We start from the raw sequence: 19013 nt of genomic DNA on the forward strand, positions 1-19013 counted from the left end.
TGTGCGGCCTGCCCGCCTGGTGTCGAGGCGTCGACAGGGAAGACGCCGGTCTTCGCCCACCTGTCAACGACGACTCGGGAGCGTCCCCTATGTCCTCCAGTCCTGGCGTCGCCGCTCCGTCTCCGGCGCTGATGCGGCGCGTGGTTTTCGCGTCCGCCATCGGCAACACCGTCGAGACCTACGATTACGCGGTCTACGGCTTTCTGACGGTCGTGCTTTCGAAACTGTTCTTCCCCGCCCAACAGCCGGGCGTCGCGTTGCTGTCCGCCTTCGCGGTGTTCGGCGTCGCCTTCGTGGTGCGGCCGCTGGGTTCGCTGCTGTTCGGCTCGATCGCGGACCGGATCGGGCGCAAACCCGCGCTGGTCGCCACGGTCGCGCTGATGGCGGGCAGCACGGCGGCGATCGGCGTGCTGCCGCCGGTGGCGTCGATCGGCGTCTGGGCACCGATCCTGCTGGTGCTGTTCCGGTTGCTGCAGGGCCTCGCGGCGGGCGGCGAGTACGGCACGGCGATGACTTACGCGGCCGAGTTCACCCCGCGCGGCAAACGCGGCGCGATGACCAGCCGCGTGCAGATCGGGAGCGTGGCGAGCCTGCTGCTGGCCGCGGGCGCGGTGCTGTTGCTGAGCACCCTGCTGACGCCCGCCGCGATGGCGAGCTGGGGCTGGCGGATCCCGTTCCTGCTCGCCCTGCCGCTCGGCCTGGTCGGGCTCTACATCCGTTCCCAGCTCGACGAATCCCCCGAGTTCCGGGCGCTGGAGCACCGCACGCAGGTGCCCGCCTCGCCGGTCAAGGAGTCGTTCACCGCGCACTGGCGGCTGATCGTGCTGATCTTCGGCATCGCCGCGTTCCAGCAGGTCGGCTACTACGTCGCCTTCACCTACGCGCAGACCTACCTGATCCGGCTTGGGTTTTCGCAGTCGCAAGCCACTTTGGCGACGGTGATCAGCATCGCGGTAGCGGTCGTGTTGGTCGCGCTGGGCGGGCCGTTGTCGGATCGCTGGGGCCGGTGGCCGATGCTGCTCGGGCTGTCCGCGGGCACCTTCGTGCTGGCCTATCCGCTGTTCATCGGGCTCTCCTCGGCGAAAAGCCTGGGCGCGGCCATCGGGATGACGGTGCTGCTCGGCGTCCTGCCCGCGCTGTACACGGCGGTGGCTCCGGCGTCCTATGTGGAGGTTCTTCCCGCCCGGGTGCGCGCCACCGTGTTCGCGGTCGGGTTCGCGTTGGCGGCGACGTTGCTGGGCGGTCCGGCGCTGTATGTCAGTCAGACGCTCGTCCAAGCCACCGGGGACAACCGTGCGCCCGCGCTGTTCCTGATGTTCGGTGCGCTGTTGAGCTTGATCGCGGCGTTGTTCGTGCGGCGGGCGACCAAGCGGGTGGAGGACGCGGAGCCGGCTCCGGCGGTCAGCGAGCGGTCTCCCGAAGGGGTGTGACCCGTGTTGCTCACCGATCTCGCTGAGCAACTCGACACCGCGGCCCCGAGGATTACCGGCGAGCTGATCGACCAAGCCGGTACTTGTCTTCTCGATGCACTGGCCTGCGCCTACGGCGGACGCGACCTGCCGTGGGCCAGGCAGGCCAGGGCGATCGCGGGCAGCGGCGACGACGCCACGATCTGGGCGACCGGCGGCCGAAGGACAGGGCTCGTGGACGCGGTGTTCGCGAATTCCGTTGCCTGCCATGCGTTGCTGCATGAGGACACGCATGCCGAAAGCCGGGTGCATCCCGGAACAGTGGTGATTCCGGCGGCGCTCGCGATCGGGGAACGGCTGCGCACGCCGTTGCCCGCGCTGCTGCGGGCGATCGTCCTCGGCTACGAGGCCATCGCGCAGGTTTCGGCCGCAGTGCTGACCGAGGAGTTCGGCGTTCGCGGATGGCGGGCCAGCAGTGTCTTCGGTCCCTTTGGCGCGGCGGCTGCGGCAGCGCATTTGCTGGGGCTCAGTCCAGTGGCCACCGCGCACGCGTTCGGGATTGCTGCCAGTTCCGCTGCGGGGCTGTGCCAGTGGGCGCACGACGGGACCACCGAGGTGTTCTTCCAAAACGCCGGAGCGTCACGGGCAGGCGTCGTCGCGGCACTGCTCGCCCAGGAAGGCGCGACTGGCGCGGCGTCGGCGGTGGACGGGATTTTCGGCCTGCGCCAGGCATTCGGCGGCGCACGGGACGAAGCCCGGCCGCCGGACGTCCGGCTGGACCGGATGGCGATCTCGCAGACGTTTTTCAAGGCGTACCCGTCGTGTGCGTTGACTCAGGAACCGATCGACGCGGCCATCGTCCTTGCCGGACAAGGAATCCACCCCGAGCAGGTCGTCGAAGCCACGGTGCACACGTCCGGCGTGGCGGCGCGCTATCCGGGCTGTGACAACGCGACTGCCTTGGCAGCACCGATTTCCCGGCAGATGAGCCTGCAGTTCGCGGTGGCGGCCGCGTTGACCGACGGCGCGATCCGTCCGGGCCGCTATGCCGGAGCGCTCGATCCGGGGCTGGCGAAGCTGGCGGCGCGGATCTCGGTAGCCGTGGATCCCGTTGCGGACGCGGCTTTCCCGGCGCGCCGGGACGCGCGAGTGGCAGTCCGGCTCGTCGACGGACGCGTCGTGTCCGCGGAAAGCCGGGAGCAGGTACCGGTATCCGTGCCCGCGAAGTTCCGCTCCTACGCGGAACCGATGCTGGGCGCGGGGATCGACACCGTCCTGCGGGCCGTCCGGGAACCCTTCTCCGGCGCCGATTCCGCGGAGTTCGCCGCGCATCTGCGCTGAATCGACAAGTTGTCGCTTGACTCGACACTATGTCGTGTCTAATCTGGCTCGCAGGCCGGGAGCCGTTCCACGGAAGGACAATGACGTTGCGTTCCGAAGTCACGTTTCAGATCGGGTGCGACATCGGCGGTACGTTCACCGACGTCGTCGCGCTCGCCTCGGACGGACAGTCCTATGCGGACAAGTCCGACACCGTTCCGGACGACCTCGCCGCGGGATTGCTTGCCGCGCTGGAGAATCTCGCCGCCCGCGTCGGGTTGCCGCTGACCGGGCTGCTCGCCGCGACGACGCGGTTCGTCAACGGCACGACCGTGGTGACGAACGCCGTCGCCGAACTGCGCGGCGCGAAGGTCGGGCTGATCACCACGCAGGGATTCGGCGACAACCTGCTGATCGCGCGGTCGGCCCGCAACGCGCACCGCGACCACCACAAGCAGCTCAGCCTTCCGCAGATCGTCGCCCGCGAGAACGTGCTCGAGGTGCCCGAGCGGATCGACCGCAAGGGCCGGGTCGTCGTTCCGCTCACCGAGCGGCGGGCGCGCGAGGCGGTGGAAGCGCTGGCGGCCAAGGGCGTCGAGTCGATCGCCGTGTCCCTGTTGTGGGGCTTCGCGAACCCGGAGCACGAGGAACTGCTGGCCTCGATCGTCGAGACCGAGCATCCGGAGCTGTTCTTGAGCGTCGCGTCGCGGCTGCACCCGGTCATCCGGGAGTACGAGCGGACGATGACCACGGTGCTCAACGCGTTCACCGGGATCCGGGTCGCCGAGTACACCGAGCGGATCGAGCGCGAGCTGGCGGCGCGCGGGCTGCGCGAACCGGTCGCGTTCATGCAGGGCTTCGGCGGTACGTCGAGCGCGGCGGAAGCCCGGCAGCGGCCGATCACGCTCATCGACTCCGGACCGGCCGGCGGCGTGATCGGGGCGCGGGCGCTGGCTGACCGGCTCGGTCTCAAGGACATCGTCACCGCGGACATGGGCGGCACGTCGTTCGACGTCTCGGTGCTGCGCGACGCGACTCCGAACGTCACCCGGCGGGTGATGCTGGGGGAGCGGTTCCTGACCGCGTTGTCCAAGATCGACGTGCTGCCGATCGGCACCGGCGGCGGCAGCATCGCGTGGCTGGATTCGCGCGGAGTTCCGCAGGTCGGGCCGCACAGCGCGGGAGCCGAGCCGGGGCCGATCTGCTACGGCAAGGGCGGCGCCCGTCCGACGGTGACCGACGCGTCGGCGGTGCTCGGGCTGCTGGATTCCGGGTCCTTTCTGGACGGTCGCCGGGCGCTCGACACCGGCAGTGCCAGCGAAGCCCTCGCCCGCGAGATCGGGAAACCGCTGGGCGTGGACGCGGTTCAGGCCGCGGCGGCGGTGCACCGGATGGTGGTCGCGGACATGGGCAACGCGGTCCGCGCCGTGACGGTGGAGCGCGGGCACGATCCACGCCGGTTCGCGATGGTGGCTTTCGGCGGCGCGCTCGGCCTGTTCGCCGCGGACATCGCCCGTTCGGTCGGCATCCGGCAGATCGTGATCCCGGCCGAAGCCGCGGTGTTCTCCGCCCGCGGGCTGCTTTCCAGCGACGACGTGCGCACTCGCGCGCGCTCGGTGATGTGGCAAGGCGGCGGGGCCGAGGCGGTGCACGACGCGCTGAAGGAACTCGACGCGGAACTCGTCGAGGCGTTGCACGTCGCGGGCTACTCGGACGGCCGGATCGACGTCCGATGGGAGGGCGACTTCAAGTTCCTTGGCCAGCAATGGGAACTGCGGGTGCCGATCCCGCGCCGAGACGAGTTCGGCGAAGCGGACCTGGTCGCGATCCAGGAAGGGTTCGCCGCGCGCTACGAGCAGGAGTACGGCGAGGGCACGGCTTGGGTGGGCAGTCCGGTGGTGCTGATGTCGGTGCGGGTCACCGCGACCGGCCGGGTCGACTTCTTCGAACCGGCCAAGCAGGCGCTGACCGGCGACGCAGCCGAACCGGTCGGGCGCAGGCGGATCCGGCGGGCCGGAGAGTCCGAAGTGGACGTTTACGACGCGCGCCGGATCGCCGCCGGGGCCAGGATTTCCGGTCCGGCGCTGATCGAACACTCGCTGACCACCGTCTCGCTGCCCGCGGGCTGGGAACTGAACGTGGACGGCTGGGGCAACTACCTGCTGACCGACACCGCCCGGACGACCGGGTGCACCGGGGAGGAAACCGCATGACCGCCGCCGCGACCGGGCTCGACCCGGTGGACGTCGAAATTCTCGCCAAGGCGCTGGACAACGTCGCCGCGGAAATGGGCGTGGTGATGATGCGCGCCTCCGGCAGCCCCGCGATCGCCGAGGCGGTGGACTTCTCCACCTTCATCGCCGACGCCGAGGGCGACATCATCAGCTACGCCGGCTACATCACGATGTACCTGGGCGCGGCCCGCCAGGCGGTCCGGCACCTCCTCGCGACGTATCCCCGCGAGCAGATCCGGCCGGGGGACATGTTCCTCTGCAACGACCCGTTCACCACCGGCAACGCGCACGCCGTCGACGTCGGCGTGGTGCGGCCGATCTTCTTCGGCGAGCAGCTGGTGGCGTGGTGCTGGGCCGAGGCGCACGTCAACGATTTCGGCGGCGCCGCGCCCGGCGGGATGGACCCGACGGCCACCGAGGTCTACGGCGAAGCGCTGCGGCTGCCCGGGATCAAGATCGTCGACCAGGGGCGTCCGGTCGAGGACGTGTGGCGGATCATCGAGACCAACATCCGGGTGCCGGAGCTGGTGCTCAACGACATCCGGTGCTTCATCGCCGCCTGCCACCGCTGCGACGAACGGCTGCAGGCGCTCGTGGAGCAGTACGGGGCGGACACTTTCCGCCGGTATGTCGAGGCCGCCAAGGACCTGGCCGAGCAGGCCGTCCGGCGCAGGATCGCGGATCTGCCGAAGGGCACGTTCACCGCCGAGGAATTCGCCGAGCACAACGGGCACGCCGACGAGCTGTACCCGATCCGCTGCACGCTCACCGTCAGCGAGGACGCGCTGCGGTTCGACCTGACCGAGTCCGCGCCGCAGACCGACGGGTTCATCAACGTCAGCGCGGCGACCACGCTGGGCGCGGTCGTGTCCCCGCTGCTGATCACCCTGCTGCCGGACCTGCCGATCAACCAGGGCACGCTGCGCCCGATCGAGGTGGTGACCCGGCCGGGCACGATCTGCGACGCGCGCCAGCCCGCGCCGATGGGGGCCGGGCACATCGAGACCGGGTTCCGGATCGGGAAGGTGGTCACGAGGCTGCTCGCCGATCTCCAGGCAGGCAGCGAAAACGCCTTCGTCCGCGAGCACGTGACGGCGCCGTGGCAGGACTCGTGGAGCGCCAGTTTCTTCTACGCTCCCGACGAATCCGGCCGGCTCGTGCCGTTCCCGGACATGAACGGCGGGGGCAGCGGAGCGGGCGCGCAGGCGATCGCGGACGGCATGGACGTCAGCGGCGTGCTCGCCCAGCCGCAGAACAGCATTCCGGACATCGAGATCAACGAACTCGCCTATCCGGTGCTGTACCTGTGGCGCAAGCTGAACCCGAACTCCGGCGGACCGGGCCGGACCCGGGGCGGCGCGGGCATCGACCTCGCGTTCACGCCGTGGTACACGCCGGGCGGCCAGGAGCACGTCATGGCGGCCTGCTGGCAGGTTCCGCCGTGCGGGGTCTTCGGCGGCTATCCCGGTTCCACGAGCGGTTCGGCGCTGGTCTCCGGGGCCCGGGCAGACGAGGCGTTCGCCCGAGGCGAGGTCCCGCGCGCCGTCGAGGACCTCGCTGCCGCGCCGAAACCGTTGCAGGGAAAGCAGTTCGGGCTTTCGGTCGGTGCCGGCGACGTGGTGGTGCTGCGGGTCGGCGGCGGTGGCGGTTACGGGGATCCGCTGGAACGCGACCCGGACCTGGTCGCGGCGGATGTGCGCGCGGGCGTGGTGACGGCGGACGCGGCGCGGGTTTCCTACGGCGTCGTGCTCGATGCCGCGGGCGGCCCGGACCTCGCCGAGACCAACCGCGAGCGGGACGGAATCCGTGCGAGCAGGCGGGAATGGCCCCGGGAAGACGGCTTGGCGGTGCGCCGGAGCCCGGCGCACGAACGGCTGGCCGAACGCGGCCAGTGGTGCCAGCCGAGGCCGGGGGTCGAACTCGCGGAGTTCGCCGACCCGGACACCGGAACCCTGCTGCGCGCGGACGTGGTCGTGCACCCGGACGCCCGATGACGGGCCACAACGAAAGGCGGAACGACGTGGTTGCCCCGGATACTTTCCCGGACGCGCTGGCGGCGCTGGCGAAACTGTTTCCCGGCGAGGAGGCGGTGGTCGCGCCCGAGGGGCGGCTGACCTTCGCCGAATTCGCGCAGCGGTGCGACGAGCTGGCCGGCGCGTTCCGCGCGGCGGGGCTGCGGCCGGGCGAGCGGGTGGGGATCCTGCTGCCGAACGGGCTGCGCTGGCTGGTCACGATGCTCGGCGCGCAGCGGGCCGGGCTGGTCGCGGTGCCGGTCAACACCTGGTACCGGTCGGCGGAGCTGGCGCACCTGGTGGGCACCGCAGATCTGCGGCTGGTGGTCACCGAACAGCGGGTGTTCGGCAAGGACATGCTCGCCGAGCTCACCGCGGCCGGGCACGGCGAGGTCTTCGAGCCCGGAGCCCGCGCCGACGGGTATCTGGGCGCGCTGTTCTGGCCGTCCGCCGAGCCGTTCCCGTCGGGGCTCGAGCCCGCCCCGGCTCCGGAACGCAGCGCGGGACCCGACGACCTCGCGATGATCCTCTACACCAGCGGCAGCACGGCGTTGCCGAAGGCGGTGCCGCTGGAACACGGCAAGCTGCTGCGCAACGGGTACGAGATGGGCGAGCGGATGCACGTCGGTCCGGGCGACCGGCTGTGGTTCGCGATGCCGTTGTTCTTCGGCTACGGGGCCTGCAACGCGTTGCCGGTCGCGCTGAGCCACGGCCTGACCTTGTGCGTCGAGGAAAAGGTCGACGGCGACGCGTCGCTGGCCTTCATCGAGCGCGAACGGTGCACTGTCTCCTATGGGCTCGCGACGGCGGTCCGGGCGCTGCTGGCCGCGCCGAGTTTCGGCAGCCGGGACATCTCCTCGCTGCGGACCGGCCCGGTCGGGTTCAACGCCGAGGACAAGCGGCTGGCCATCGAAGGGCTCGGCATCACCGAGGCGTGCAGCGCCTACGGGCTGACCGAGTCCTACGGCTTCGTGACCATGACCGACGCGAGCGACCTGCCGGAAGTCAAGCTGCACACCCAGGGCAGGCGGCTGCCGACCCAGGAGATCCGCATCGTGGACAAGTCCGGGGCGGTGTGCCCGCCCGGCGCCACCGGCGAGATCGAGATCCGGGGCTGCGTGATCGACGGCTACCTCAGCGGGTCGGACGTCAGCGGCGGCACGCATTCCCCGGACGGCTGGTTCCGCACCGGCGACCTCGGGTCGGTCGACGCGGACGGGCGGCTGTCGTTCGGCGGCCGGTGGAAGGAAATGCTCAAGATCAAGGGCATCAACGTCGCGCCGGTGGAGATCGAGGGAATCCTGGGCGAGCACGCCGAGGTCGACCAGGCGTACGTCTTCGGACTGTCCACTCCGGACGGCGACCAGGAGATGGCCTGCGTCGTCGTCGCGGACGAGCGCAGCGGCGCCGACGGGACCGAACTGGCGGACCGGCTGCGGGAGTACGTCCGGTCGCGGGCCGCGAGCTACAAGGTGCCCGCCCGGGTCGTGGTGCTGGATTCGGCCGCGGTGCCGCAGACGCACACCGGCAAGGTCAGCAAGCTCAAACTGCGCGAGATGCTGGAGGCGGCGGGATGACCGGGCGGCGCACCCCGGCGTTCGCGGACCTGCCGACGCTGCCGGACCGGGACGAGCACCACGCGTGGGACGTGTGGGGGCGCGCGGACGAGATCGGCACGCTCAACCTGATCGGCCCGCAGCAGCGGATCGCCGCGGCGAAGACGGTGCGCAGCGGGCAGATGATTTCGCTGACTCTGCCGCTGAACGAACCCGCTCCCGGACTGTTCGAGGAACGCGAGCTGTTCCGGCACGTCGTGGAGGACACCGCGGCCGGGCACGACGACCGGCTGGACGGGTTCTACCTGCAGGGTTCCTCGCAGTGGGACGGGCTGCGACACATCAACGCCGGACGGCACGGGTACTGGGGCGGCCGCAGCGAAGCCGACCTGGCGAGCAGCGAGGTGCTGGGCGTCGACCGGTGGGCCGAGCACGGCTTCGGCGGTCGGGGAGTGCTCGTCGACGTTGCCGGGCACCTGGCGGCGCAAGGCACGCCGCTCGCTCCGGACGAGCCGGTGGAGATCACCGCCGCGTTGCTCGACGAGGTCGCCGCCGCGCAGGGAACCGTCTTCGAATCCGGGGACATCCTCGTAGTCCGCACCGGATGGACGGAGTGGTACCGGGAGCTGCCGGAGCGGGAGCGGGCCGCGCTGCGCGGCACGATCGGCACCGGTTTCGCTTGCCCCGGGCTGGAGTCGGCGAAGGACATGGCCGGGTACCTCTGGGACCGGGAGTTCGCCGCGGTCGCGATGGACAACGTCGGCGTCGAGGTCTTCCCGGTGAACCGCGCCAAGGGCTTCCTGCACCGCCGGCTGATCGCGTTGCAGGGCATGCCGCTGGGCGAGCTGTGGCTGCTGGACCGGCTCGCGCGGGCGTGTGCGGAACGGGGGAGCTACGAGTTCCTCCTCGTCTCCGGGGTGCTGCCGCTGCCGCGCGGGGTCGGCAGCCCCGCGAACGCGCACGCGATTCTCTGACGCTTCGAGAAAGGAACGAACATGCCGCTAGGACCGGTACGCCAGGTGGCGATAGTCGGGATCGGCATCACCGAGCTGTCCCGGAAATCCGCGCGCAGCGGTCTCGACCTGGCCGCGGAGGCGCTCCAGTCCGGGCTGGACGACGCCGGGCTGAGCGCCGGCGACGTGGACGGGCTGTTCACGAACGTCGGCTATCCGCTGTCTATCGATTACGACCGGATGGCGGAGGCGTTCGGACTGCAGATCCGCGCCGCCGTGCAGACCTGGAGCCACGGCCGCTTCGTCGGTCCCGCGCTGCAAGCGGCCGCCCAGGCCGTGGCGCTCGGCACCACCGAGGTCGCCGCCTGCCTGGCCGGGGTGTCTTTTTCCGGACTGGGCATGGTCGGCGGCGCGGGCGACGCGGAAGGGCTGCGGCAAGGCGGCGGCTCGCACGGGGAACTGCCGCATTACGGCATGACCGCTCCGGGCGCGGGCGCAGCGATGGCGTTCCGCCGGTACTGCGAGCGGTACGGCGTCGACCCCGCGCTGATCTCCGCGGTGCCGATGGCGATGCGCCGTCACGCGCGGCTCAACCCGAACGCGCAGATGACCAAACCGCTGGAACAAGCGGATTACGACGCGCAGCCGTACATCGTGGAACCGTTGCGCCGTCCGGACTTCGCGCTGCTCAGCGACGGCGGCGCCTGCCTGCTGGTGACCACGGTGGAGCGAGCGCGCGATCTGCGGCAGCCCGCGGTGATCGTCTCCGGCATGCAGGGCCTGCGCGCCGGCCGGGACGAGTTCATCTTCGCGCCGCCCGGGCTGGGCGTGTTCACCCAAGGCGACGAGCGCCGGGTCGAGGACCATCCGGTCTACGCGATGGCGGGGCTGTCCGGGCCGGGTGACGTGGATTCGCTGCAGCTCTACGACGCTTTCTCGCCCAACGTGGTGTTCGTGCTGGAGCGGTTCGGCTTCACCGGCGAAGGCCAAGCTCTCGAATGGCTGCAGGACGGCCGGATCGAGCTCGGCGGCGAACTGCCGGTCAACACCGCTGGCGGGCTGCTGTCCGAGGCACACCTCTGCGGCTGGGGGCACATGGCCGAGGCAGTCCGCCAGATCCGCGGCCAGGCCGGCGACCGCCAGGTGACCGGATGCGAAGTCGTCCAGTGGGCGACGCCGTTCGGCGATTCGACTGTCTTCACGAAGGACCGGTGACCACGATGACCACTGCGCGACCTCTTCCGCTTCGCTACCCCGAGGACGTCGAACACCTCGACGGCGCGGCTCGCGGCGAACTGCGCGTGCCGGTGTGCGGCTCGTGCGGCGAGGCGTTCTGGCCGCCGTCGCCGGTGTGCCCGCGCGATTTCCGCCGCGCCGTCGAGTGGACGACCGACGCCGGGACCGGCCGGGTGCACAGCTGGGTCCGGTTCCACAAGCGGTACTTCGAGGGCGACGACGTGCCGTACGTCGTGGTGCAGGTCCGGCTCGACAGCGGCCCGAACCTGACGACGACGTGGACCGGCTCCGGCGATCCGGTGCTCGGCGAACCGGTCGTCGTGTCGTTCCGCGAGGTCGGCGACGGGGTGTGGCTGCCGGAATTCGGGCCGGGGGAGCGGGCGTGAACCTGTCTCGTGAACTGGCGGCCCGGATCAAACCGGCCGGCGTGTGGCTGTCCGTCCTGGCGGAGGTCCCCGCCGCCGAGGCCGCGAAGGCGGCGCGGGTGGTCGAGGACCTCGGGTACGGTGCGCTGTGGATCGGGGAATCCCCGGCGCACAAGGAAATCTTCACCAACGCCGCGTTGCTGCTGGCGGCGACCACACGGCTGACCGTGGCCACCGGAGTCGCCACCATCTGGGCCCGGGACGCGGTCGCCACTGACGGCGCGGCCCAGACTCTCGGCGAGGCGTTCCCCGGACGGTTCGTGCTCGGCCTCGGCGCCAGCCACGCGGAGGCCGGACGCGGGAGCGGCCATGACCGGCCGCTGACGGCGTTGCGCGAGTACCTCGATGTGCTGGACAGCGACCGTTACCAGGGGCCGCGCCCGGAACGCGCAGTGCCGCGGGTGCTGGCGGCGTTGCGGCCCCGGATGCAGGAACTCGCCCGCGACCGGGCCGCCGGAATGCACTCGTTCTTCGTGCCGCCAGCGCATACCGCCGCCGCCCGGGAACGGCTCGGTCCGGAACCGTTGCTCGTTCCGGAACAGGCGGTGGTTGTCGACCCAGACGCTGTGCGGGCGCGCGAGGTGGCGCGGAAGCACATCGCGACCCGGCTGGCGCTGCGGAATTACGTGAATCACTTGCGTGCCTTGGGTTTCGGCGACGCTGACTTCGCCGACGGCGGGAGCGAGCGGCTGGTGGACGAGCTGGTCGTCTGCGGTGATCCGCGACTGGTGGCGGCGCGGGTTCGCGAGCATCTCGCCGCGGGGGCCGACCACGTGGCGATCCATCCGTTGACCGGTACGCCGGGTGTCGAGCCGGTGCTGGACCAGCTTCGGGCGCTGGTTTCCGAGGGAGGAATTCCGTCGTGACTGATCGTTATCGCGCGGGCGAAGGGCAGTTCCAGCTGACCGGCGTCCAGGCGCTGGCCCGGCTGCCCTTCGACGTCCGCCGCGCCGACCAGCGGGCGGGGCTGCGCACGGCGGCGTTCGTGTCCGGCTACGAGGGTTCGCCGCTCGGCGGATACGACCTCGAACTCGGCAAACAGGCCGAACTGCTGGCCGAGCACGACGTCGTGTTCAAACCGGGCGTCAACGAGGAACTGGCGGCCACCGCGGTGCAGGGCGCGCAGCTGGCGGCCCAGTCGGAGAACCGGCGGGTCGACGGCGTCACCGGCTATTGGTACGGCAAGTCTCCTGGCCTGGACCGCGCCTCGGATGCCTTGCGGCACAACAACCTCATGGGCACCCACCGCCTCGGCGGCGCGCTGGCGCTGGTCGGCGACGACCCGGGCGCGAAGTCCTCGACGGTGCCCGGCAGCTCCGAACTGCTGCTGGCCGACCTGGGCCTGCCGACGCTGTACCCGGCGGATCCGCAGGAGGTGCTCGACCTCGGGCAGCACGCGGTCGCGCTGTCCCGGGCCTGCGGGCTCTGGGTCGGGTTCAAGATCGCCACCAACGTCGCCGACGGGACCGGCGCCGTACGCGTCGATCCCGGCAGGTTCCGTTCCGTGGCACCGGATCCGGTGGTCGACGGGCGGCCGTTCGTCCACGAGATGACCGCCCGGATGCTGCAGCCGGACCTCGGCAGGCTGGAGCGCAGCCGGGACGGTGCGCGGCTCGAACTCGCCCGTCGTTACGCCGCGGTCAACGGGCTGAACACGATCGTCGGCGGTCGCGATGCCCGGATCGGGATCGTCGCCGCGGGCAAGACCTATCACGATCTCCGCCAGGCGCTGGAGATTCTGGGCCTGGACGAGTCCGAATGGGAGCGGCGCGGAGTCCGGCTGCTGCGGCTCGCGATGGTGCACCCGCTCGACCCCGAAATCGTCGCCCGGTTCGCGGCGGGACTGCGCGAAATCGTGGTCGTGGAAGAAAAACGCTCCTTCATCGAGACCGCGGTCAAAGACCTGCTCTACGGCCGCGCCGACGCACCGGTGGTCACCGGCAAACGCGGACCCGACGGCACGGCGCTGGTCCCGGCCGACGGGGAACTGGATCCGGATCGCATCGCCGCGGCGCTCGCACGCCGGTTGCGTGCGCACGGCGGCTTCCCGTCCGTGGAATCCTGGCGGGCCCCGCGACGCACGATCGCCCTTCCGCTCGCCGCGCGCACCCCGTACTTCTGCTCGGGCTGCCCGCACAACTCGTCCACGAAGACGCCGGAGGGTTCGCTGGTCGGCGCTGGGATCGGATGTCACAGCCTGGTTCTGATGACCGGGCGCGAGGACTACGGCGACATCACCGGACTGACCCAGATGGGCGGCGAGGGCACGCAATGGGTCGGCATGTCGCCATTCGTGCGCGACGACCACCTGGTGCAGAACCTCGGCGACGGCACCTTCCACCACTCCGGCAGCCTGGCGGTGCGCGCGGCCGTCGCGTCCGGGGTCAACATCACCTACAAACTGCTGTACAACTCGGCCGTCGCGATGACCGGCGGGCAGCAGCCGACCGGGGGCATGACCGTTCCCCAGGTGATCGCGGCGATGCGGGCCGAGGGTGTGCGCCGGATCATCGTCACCACCGAGGAACCGGCGCGGTACCGGCGGGTGCGGCTGGGCCGCGGCGTGCGGGTCTGGCACCGGGACCGGCTGGCCGAAGCGCAGGAGACGCTCGCCCGCGTCCCGGGCGTGACGATGCTGATCCACGACCAGGAGTGCGCGACCGAACTGCGCCGCAAACGCAAGCGCGGGCTCGCCCCGGAACCGCCGCAGCACGCGGTGATCAACGAACGCGTCTGCGAGGGCTGCGGCGACTGCGGGGAGAAGTCGAACTGCCTTTCGGTGCAGCCGGTCGACACCGAGTTCGGCCGCAAGACCCGGATCGACCAGTCGTCCTGCAACAAGGATTTCTCGTGCCTGGACGGGGATTGCCCGTCGTTCCTCACCGTGCTTCCCGGCAAGAGCACGGGGAAACAGCCGCTTGCCGAACCGTTGGCGGCACCGCTTCCGGAGCCGAAGCGGACGGTCTCGGCTGAGCGCTTCACGGTGCGGGTGACCGGGGTCGGCGGCTCAGGCGTGGTCACGCTGTCGCAGATCCTCGCGACCGCGGCGAGCATCGCCGGGCTGCCGGTGCGGTCGCTGGACCAGACCGGGCTCGCGCAGAAGGGCGGTGCGGTCGTCTCCGACGTCAAGATCGGCGCGGCACACGCGAACAAAGCCAGCGACGGCGAGTGCGACCTCTACCTCGGCGCCGACGTGCTCGTCGCCGCCGATCCGCGCTACCTCGCCGTCGCCGATTCGGGCCGGACCACCGCGGTGGTCTCGACGTCGAAGGTCCCGACCGGGGCGATGGTCGCCGACACCAGCGTCACCTTCCCGGAGGAAACGGCGTTGCTCGACCGGCTCCGCGAAGCGACCGGAACCGTGACGGCGCTGGACGCCCGGGAAATGGCCGAGGTGTTGTTCGGTCAGGACCAATACGCCAACCTCCTGCTGACCGGGGTGGCCTACCAGCGCGGTGCGCTGCCGATCCCGGCCGAGGCGATCGAAGAAGCCATCTCCCGCAACGGGGTTCGGGTCGAGACCAACGTGCAGGCGTTCCGCCGCGGTCGGCAGTGGGTCGCGGACCAGGGGGCGCTGGCGGCTGTGCTCGCGAGCTTGCGCGGAGAACCCGAAGCGGAGCCCGCGCTGACTCCGGTAGCCCGCGAACTTCTGTCCACTGTCGGCGAGAGTGCTGAACTGGCGCGGTTGCTGCAGGTCCGGGTGCCGGATCTGATCGCGTACCAGAACGTCGCCTACGCACGCCGCTACGTGGAGCAGGTCGAACGGGTGCGCCGTGCCGAGTCCAGCGCGGTCCCGGGTTCGACGGCGCTGACCGAAGCAGTGGCGCGGAATCTGTACAAACTCATGGCCTACAAGGACGAGTACGAGGTCGCGCGCCTTTCGCTGGATCCGGCGCAGGAACGCCAGGTCCGCGCGCGGTTCGGCGCTGACGCCCGCATCGCGTACCGGTTGCATCCTCCGGTGCTGAAGGCGCTCGGCATGCGCCGCAAGATCGAACTGGGGCCGTGGTTCAAGCCGGTTTTCCGGGTGCTGGTGGCGGGACGGCGGTTAAGGGGCACCCCGCTGGACCCGTTCGGCCGCGCTGCGGTCCGGCGGCTGGAACGTGACCTGATCGCCGAATACGAACGGGTCGTCGGCGAGCTGGCCGAGCGGCTGGACCCGGAAAACCATGCCCTGGCAGTGGAAACGGCTCTCTTGCCCGATCTGGTGCGCGGGTACGAGGACGTCAAGCTCGGCACGGTCGCGACATACCGGAGCACGCTCGCGCAGCGGATGGACGAGTTCCGTGCGGCGAAAGCTGGTGCGCCGTGCTGAACGAACTCCGCCGGGCCTTGCCTGCTGGCCGGGTCCTCACCGATCCGGACGTCCTCGCTGCCTACGCCCACGACGAGGCGGTCTGGGCTCCGCACGAGCTGCCGTTGGCTGTCGTGCGGGCGCACACCGCCGAGGAAATCCAGCAGGCCGTGCAGGTGTGCCTGCGCCACCGCGTGCCGATCGTGCCGCGCGGGGCCGGCACGGGTCTGTCCGGCGGCGCGAACGCGGTCGGCGGCGGGATCGTGTTGTCCACCGAGCGGATGACCGCCATCCGCGAGATCAACGCCGCCGAGCGGCTCGCGGTGGTCGAACCCGGCGTCGTGAACGAAACCCTGCGGTCGGCGTGCGCGGAACACGGCCTCTGGTACCCGCCGGACCCGGCGAGTGCTCCGTGGTCGACCATCGGCGGCAACGTCGCGACCAACGCCGGCGGACTGTGCTGCGTCAAATACGGTGTCACCCGCGATTACGTGCTCGGGATGGAAGTCGTCACCGGGACCGGGGACCTGGTCCGGCTCGGCCGGCGGACCGCGAAAGGCGTCGCCGGATACGACCTCACCGGGCTGATGGTCGGCTCGGAAGGCACGCTCGGCATCGTCACGGAGGTCACCGTGCGGCTGCGCGGCGCGCGGGCCGCCGAACGCACGGTCGCCGGGTATTTCCCCAGCTTGTCGGCGGCGGGGGACGCGGTCGCGGCCGTCAGCGAGTCGGGTGTGGTGCCGTCGGCGCTGGAGCTGATCGACCGGCACACCCTCGCCGCGGTGGACGCCTGGAAGAACATGGGCCTGTCCGCCGAAGCCGAAGCGGTGCTGCTCGGCCGCACCGACGTACCCGGCGAGGACGAGGCGAAGGTGCTGACTGACTGCTTCACCGCGGCCGGAGCCACCTGGGCGGCCGCATCGTCCGATGTGGACGAAGCCGAGGCGCTGTTCGCCGCGCGGCGGCTGGCGTATCCGGCGCTCGAACGGCTGGGTCCGGTGCTCACCGAGGACGTCTGCGTACCCCGCGGCGCGGTGCCGGAAATGCTCCGGCGGATCGAAGCCATCGGCACCCGGCACGCCGTGCGGATCGCGAATGTCGCGCACGCCGGGGACGGCAATCTGCATCCGGTGCTCGTCGTCCCGGCCGAGGACAGGGCACGGGCGGAGGCCGCGTTCGAGGAGATCCTCGACGAGGCGATCGCGCTGGGCGGCACGGTCACCGGGGAACACGGCGTCGGCCTGCTCAAACGCGGCGGGCTCAGCCGGGAACTCAGCCCGGCGGTGCTGGCGATGCACGCGGCGGTCAAGAACGCGCTCGATCCGCACGGAATCCTCAACCCGGGCAAGGTGATCGCGTCGTGCGCGCCGTCGTCCTGACTGCTCCGGGAGAGCTGGCGGTCGCTGAGGTGGAGTGTCCGGAACCCGGCAGCGGCGAGGTCCTGGTGAAGGTCGCCGCCTGCGGGGTGTGCGGGCACGACCAGGCCGACCGGGCCGGTTTGCTGAACCTTCCGCTGCCCGCGGTGCTCGGCCACGAGATCGCCGGAACCGTCGTCGCCGGTGGAACCCGGTTCGCGGCCGGTGCTCGGGTCGCGGCGAAGCAGTTCGGCACCTGCGGCCGCTGCGAACCGTGCGCGAGCGGCGATGAACTGCGCTGTCCGCAGCGTGCGTTCCTCTACGGCGGGTTCGCCGAATACGCCGTCCTGCCGGAATCCGCCCTGCTCCCGGTGCCGCCCGGGGTGCCGCTGGCCGAGGCCGCGGTCGTTGCCTGCGCAGTCGGCACCGGACTGCAAGCTCTCCGCCGGGTAGCGCGCGTCGAGCCCGGCGAGACGGTCCTGGTCACCGGAGCCGGTGGGGGATTGGGGTTGCACGCAGTTCAGGTCGCCGCCGCGCTCGGGGCGCGCGTGCTCGCACTCACCGGGAGCCCGGACAAGGCCGCGCAACTGGGGAATGCCGCTCAGGTGGTGCTCGCCGGAGACACCGCCGGGCAGGACATCCTCGACGCGACCGACGGCCGGGGCGTCGACGTCGTGCTCGACAACACGGGCCACCAATCCGTGTTCCGCCAAGCTTTCCGTGCCCTCGCCCATGCGGGCCGGTACGTGCTGACCGGGCAGGTCAGCGGGGAGCCGATCCGGGTCCACCCGGCTTTCGTGTTCGAGAAGGAAGCCGTCATCACCGGCTCGGGGTCCACGCTGATGCGCACCTTCGCCGACGCGATGGCCTTGGTCGCGGAGGGCCGGGTGCGACCCGTGGTGACTCCTTACCCGCTCGAAGCCGCCGCGCGCGCTTTCGCTGACCGGGTGACCGGGCGGGCTGTGCTGGTTCCTTCTGGAGGAGAGTCGTGACTAGACCGCTGGCCGGTACCCATGTCGTGGAGTGCGCGAGTTTCGTCGCCGGGCCGACCGGTGGCCTGACTCTCGCGCAACTGGGCGCCGACGTCGTCCGCGTCGACCCGATCGGCGGTGGCAGCGATTACCTCCGCTGGCCGGTCGCGCCGACGGGGGAGAGCTACTACTGGGCGTCCCTGAACAAGGGCAAGCGTTCAGTCGCGATCGACCTGCGGAATCCGGAAGGCCGCGAACTGGTCCTCGCCCTGGCCACCGTTTCCGGCCGCGATCGCGGAATCCTCATCGACAACGCGGTCGGCCGCCCGTGGCTGGCCCACGAACGGCTGGCTGACCGCCGTCCCGACGTGATTCACGTGCGTGTCCAGGGATATCCGGACGGACGGCCCGCGGTCGACTACACGGTGAACGCCGAGGTCGGGGTCCCGGGCATCACCGGCAGCGGCGACTGGGCCGCCCCGGTGAACCACGTGCTGCCCGCGTGGGATCTCGTCACCGGGCTGAGCGTCGCGACCGGCGTGCTCGCCGCGCTGCACCGTCGCGACCGCGCCGGCGAAGGGTCCTATGTGGAGCTTGCGCTGTCCGATGTGGCGCTTGCCGGAGTCGCGAACCTGGGCTGGCTGTCGGAAGCCGCTGACCGGCAAGGGGAACGGCCTCGGCACGGCAACCACGTCTACGGCAGTTTCGGCGTCGACTTCGCCTGCCGCGACGACGCGCGCGTGATGGTCGTGGCGCTCACCGACGGCCAGTGGCGCGCGTTGCAGTCGGCGACCGGTACCGCGGAAGTGTTCACCGCACTGGAAAAGGCACTGAACGCGGACCTCTGCGACGAAGCCGAACGGTACCGCCTGCGCGAGACCATCGCGGCGGTCCTGCGGCCGTGGTTCGCCGCGCGCTACCTCGGCGAGGTGGGCAAGGAACTCGACGCCGCCCGGGTCCTGTGGGGCCGCTACCGCGGGATGGCCGACCTCGTGGCCGAACACCGCGAGCAAGCCCACGACGTGCTTGCCGACCTGCGGCTGCCCAGCGGCAGCCCGGCCGTCACGGCGCGGTCGCCGCTGCGCTTCTCCGGCGAACGCGGTCCCGCCGGAGCGTGCCCGGCGCTCGGCGCGGACACCGATTCCGTACTGGCCGACGTGCTCGGCCTCACCGCCGCCGAACTCGGCGGCCTGCACGACCGGCGGGTCATCGCCGCGCCGGAAAACCCGTACAAGGAGGTACGTTGAC

At 71.1% G+C, this 19013-nt stretch carries 13 protein-coding genes; all 13 read left to right on the forward strand.

Going from position 1 to position 19013, the window contains the following annotated elements:
- The first annotated feature begins 89 nt into the window (after positions 1-89).
- The 13 genes from WA670_RS29245 (at position 90) to WA670_RS29305 (ending at position 19012) form a co-directional block, all read left to right on the forward strand.
- A complete protein-coding gene (locus WA670_RS29245; RefSeq protein ID WP_200864585.1) occupies positions 90-1430 on the forward strand; it encodes an MFS transporter in 1341 nt (446 codons plus the stop codon).
- A 3-nt stretch (positions 1431-1433) separates the two neighbouring features.
- The gene (locus tag WA670_RS29250) at positions 1434-2750 is read left to right on the forward strand and encodes an MmgE/PrpD family protein (protein ID WP_336159458.1); all 1317 of its coding nucleotides are present in this window, start codon (positions 1434-1436) and stop codon (positions 2748-2750) included.
- A gap of 80 nt (positions 2751-2830) precedes the next feature.
- A complete protein-coding gene (locus WA670_RS29255) occupies positions 2831-4942 on the forward strand; it encodes a hydantoinase/oxoprolinase family protein (RefSeq protein ID WP_336159459.1) in 2112 nt (703 codons plus the stop codon).
- On the forward strand, positions 4939-6957 hold the full coding sequence (locus WA670_RS29260; protein ID WP_336159460.1) for a hydantoinase B/oxoprolinase family protein: 2019 nt from the start codon (positions 4939-4941) through the stop codon (positions 6955-6957). Before WA670_RS29255 ends, WA670_RS29260 begins: the two co-directional genes overlap by 4 nt.
- Positions 6958-6983: 26 nt before the next feature.
- A complete protein-coding gene (locus WA670_RS29265) occupies positions 6984-8552 on the forward strand; it encodes a class I adenylate-forming enzyme family protein (RefSeq protein WP_336159461.1) in 1569 nt (522 codons plus the stop codon).
- Positions 8549-9505 (forward strand): cyclase family protein, encoded by a 957-nt coding sequence (locus WA670_RS29270; RefSeq protein WP_336159462.1) that lies wholly within the window; start codon positions 8549-8551, stop codon positions 9503-9505. The genes WA670_RS29265 and WA670_RS29270 overlap by 4 nt, the downstream gene beginning before the upstream one ends.
- Before the next feature lie 21 nt (positions 9506-9526).
- Complete coding sequence (locus WA670_RS29275) at positions 9527-10699, forward strand: thiolase family protein (RefSeq protein ID WP_336159463.1); 1173 nt, start codon at positions 9527-9529, stop codon at positions 10697-10699.
- A gap of 5 nt (positions 10700-10704) precedes the next feature.
- Positions 10705-11106 (forward strand): Zn-ribbon domain-containing OB-fold protein, encoded by a 402-nt coding sequence (locus WA670_RS29280; protein ID WP_158691547.1) that lies wholly within the window; start codon positions 10705-10707, stop codon positions 11104-11106.
- The gene (locus WA670_RS29285) at positions 11103-12011 is read left to right on the forward strand and encodes a TIGR03620 family F420-dependent LLM class oxidoreductase (protein ID WP_336159464.1); all 909 of its coding nucleotides are present in this window, start codon (positions 11103-11105) and stop codon (positions 12009-12011) included. Before WA670_RS29280 ends, WA670_RS29285 begins: the two co-directional genes overlap by 4 nt.
- Entirely contained in the window at positions 12008-15460 is a 3453-nt protein-coding gene (locus WA670_RS29290) for an indolepyruvate ferredoxin oxidoreductase family protein (protein ID WP_336159465.1), read from the forward strand. The genes WA670_RS29285 and WA670_RS29290 overlap by 4 nt, the downstream gene beginning before the upstream one ends.
- Positions 15454-16818, forward strand: coding sequence for an FAD-binding oxidoreductase (locus WA670_RS29295; protein WP_336159466.1), 1365 nt, complete (start codon positions 15454-15456; stop codon positions 16816-16818). The genes WA670_RS29290 and WA670_RS29295 overlap by 7 nt, the downstream gene beginning before the upstream one ends.
- Entirely contained in the window at positions 16800-17786 is a 987-nt protein-coding gene (locus WA670_RS29300) for an alcohol dehydrogenase catalytic domain-containing protein (protein ID WP_336159467.1), read from the forward strand. The genes WA670_RS29295 and WA670_RS29300 overlap by 19 nt, the downstream gene beginning before the upstream one ends.
- Entirely contained in the window at positions 17783-19012 is a 1230-nt protein-coding gene (locus WA670_RS29305) for a CoA transferase (RefSeq protein ID WP_336159468.1), read from the forward strand. The genes WA670_RS29300 and WA670_RS29305 overlap by 4 nt, the downstream gene beginning before the upstream one ends.
- The last annotated feature ends 1 nt before the right edge of the window (position 19013 follow it).

It is taken from the genome of Amycolatopsis sp. VC5-11 (assembly GCF_037034185.1).
Classification (GTDB): domain Bacteria; phylum Actinomycetota; class Actinomycetes; order Mycobacteriales; family Pseudonocardiaceae; genus Amycolatopsis; species Amycolatopsis nivea.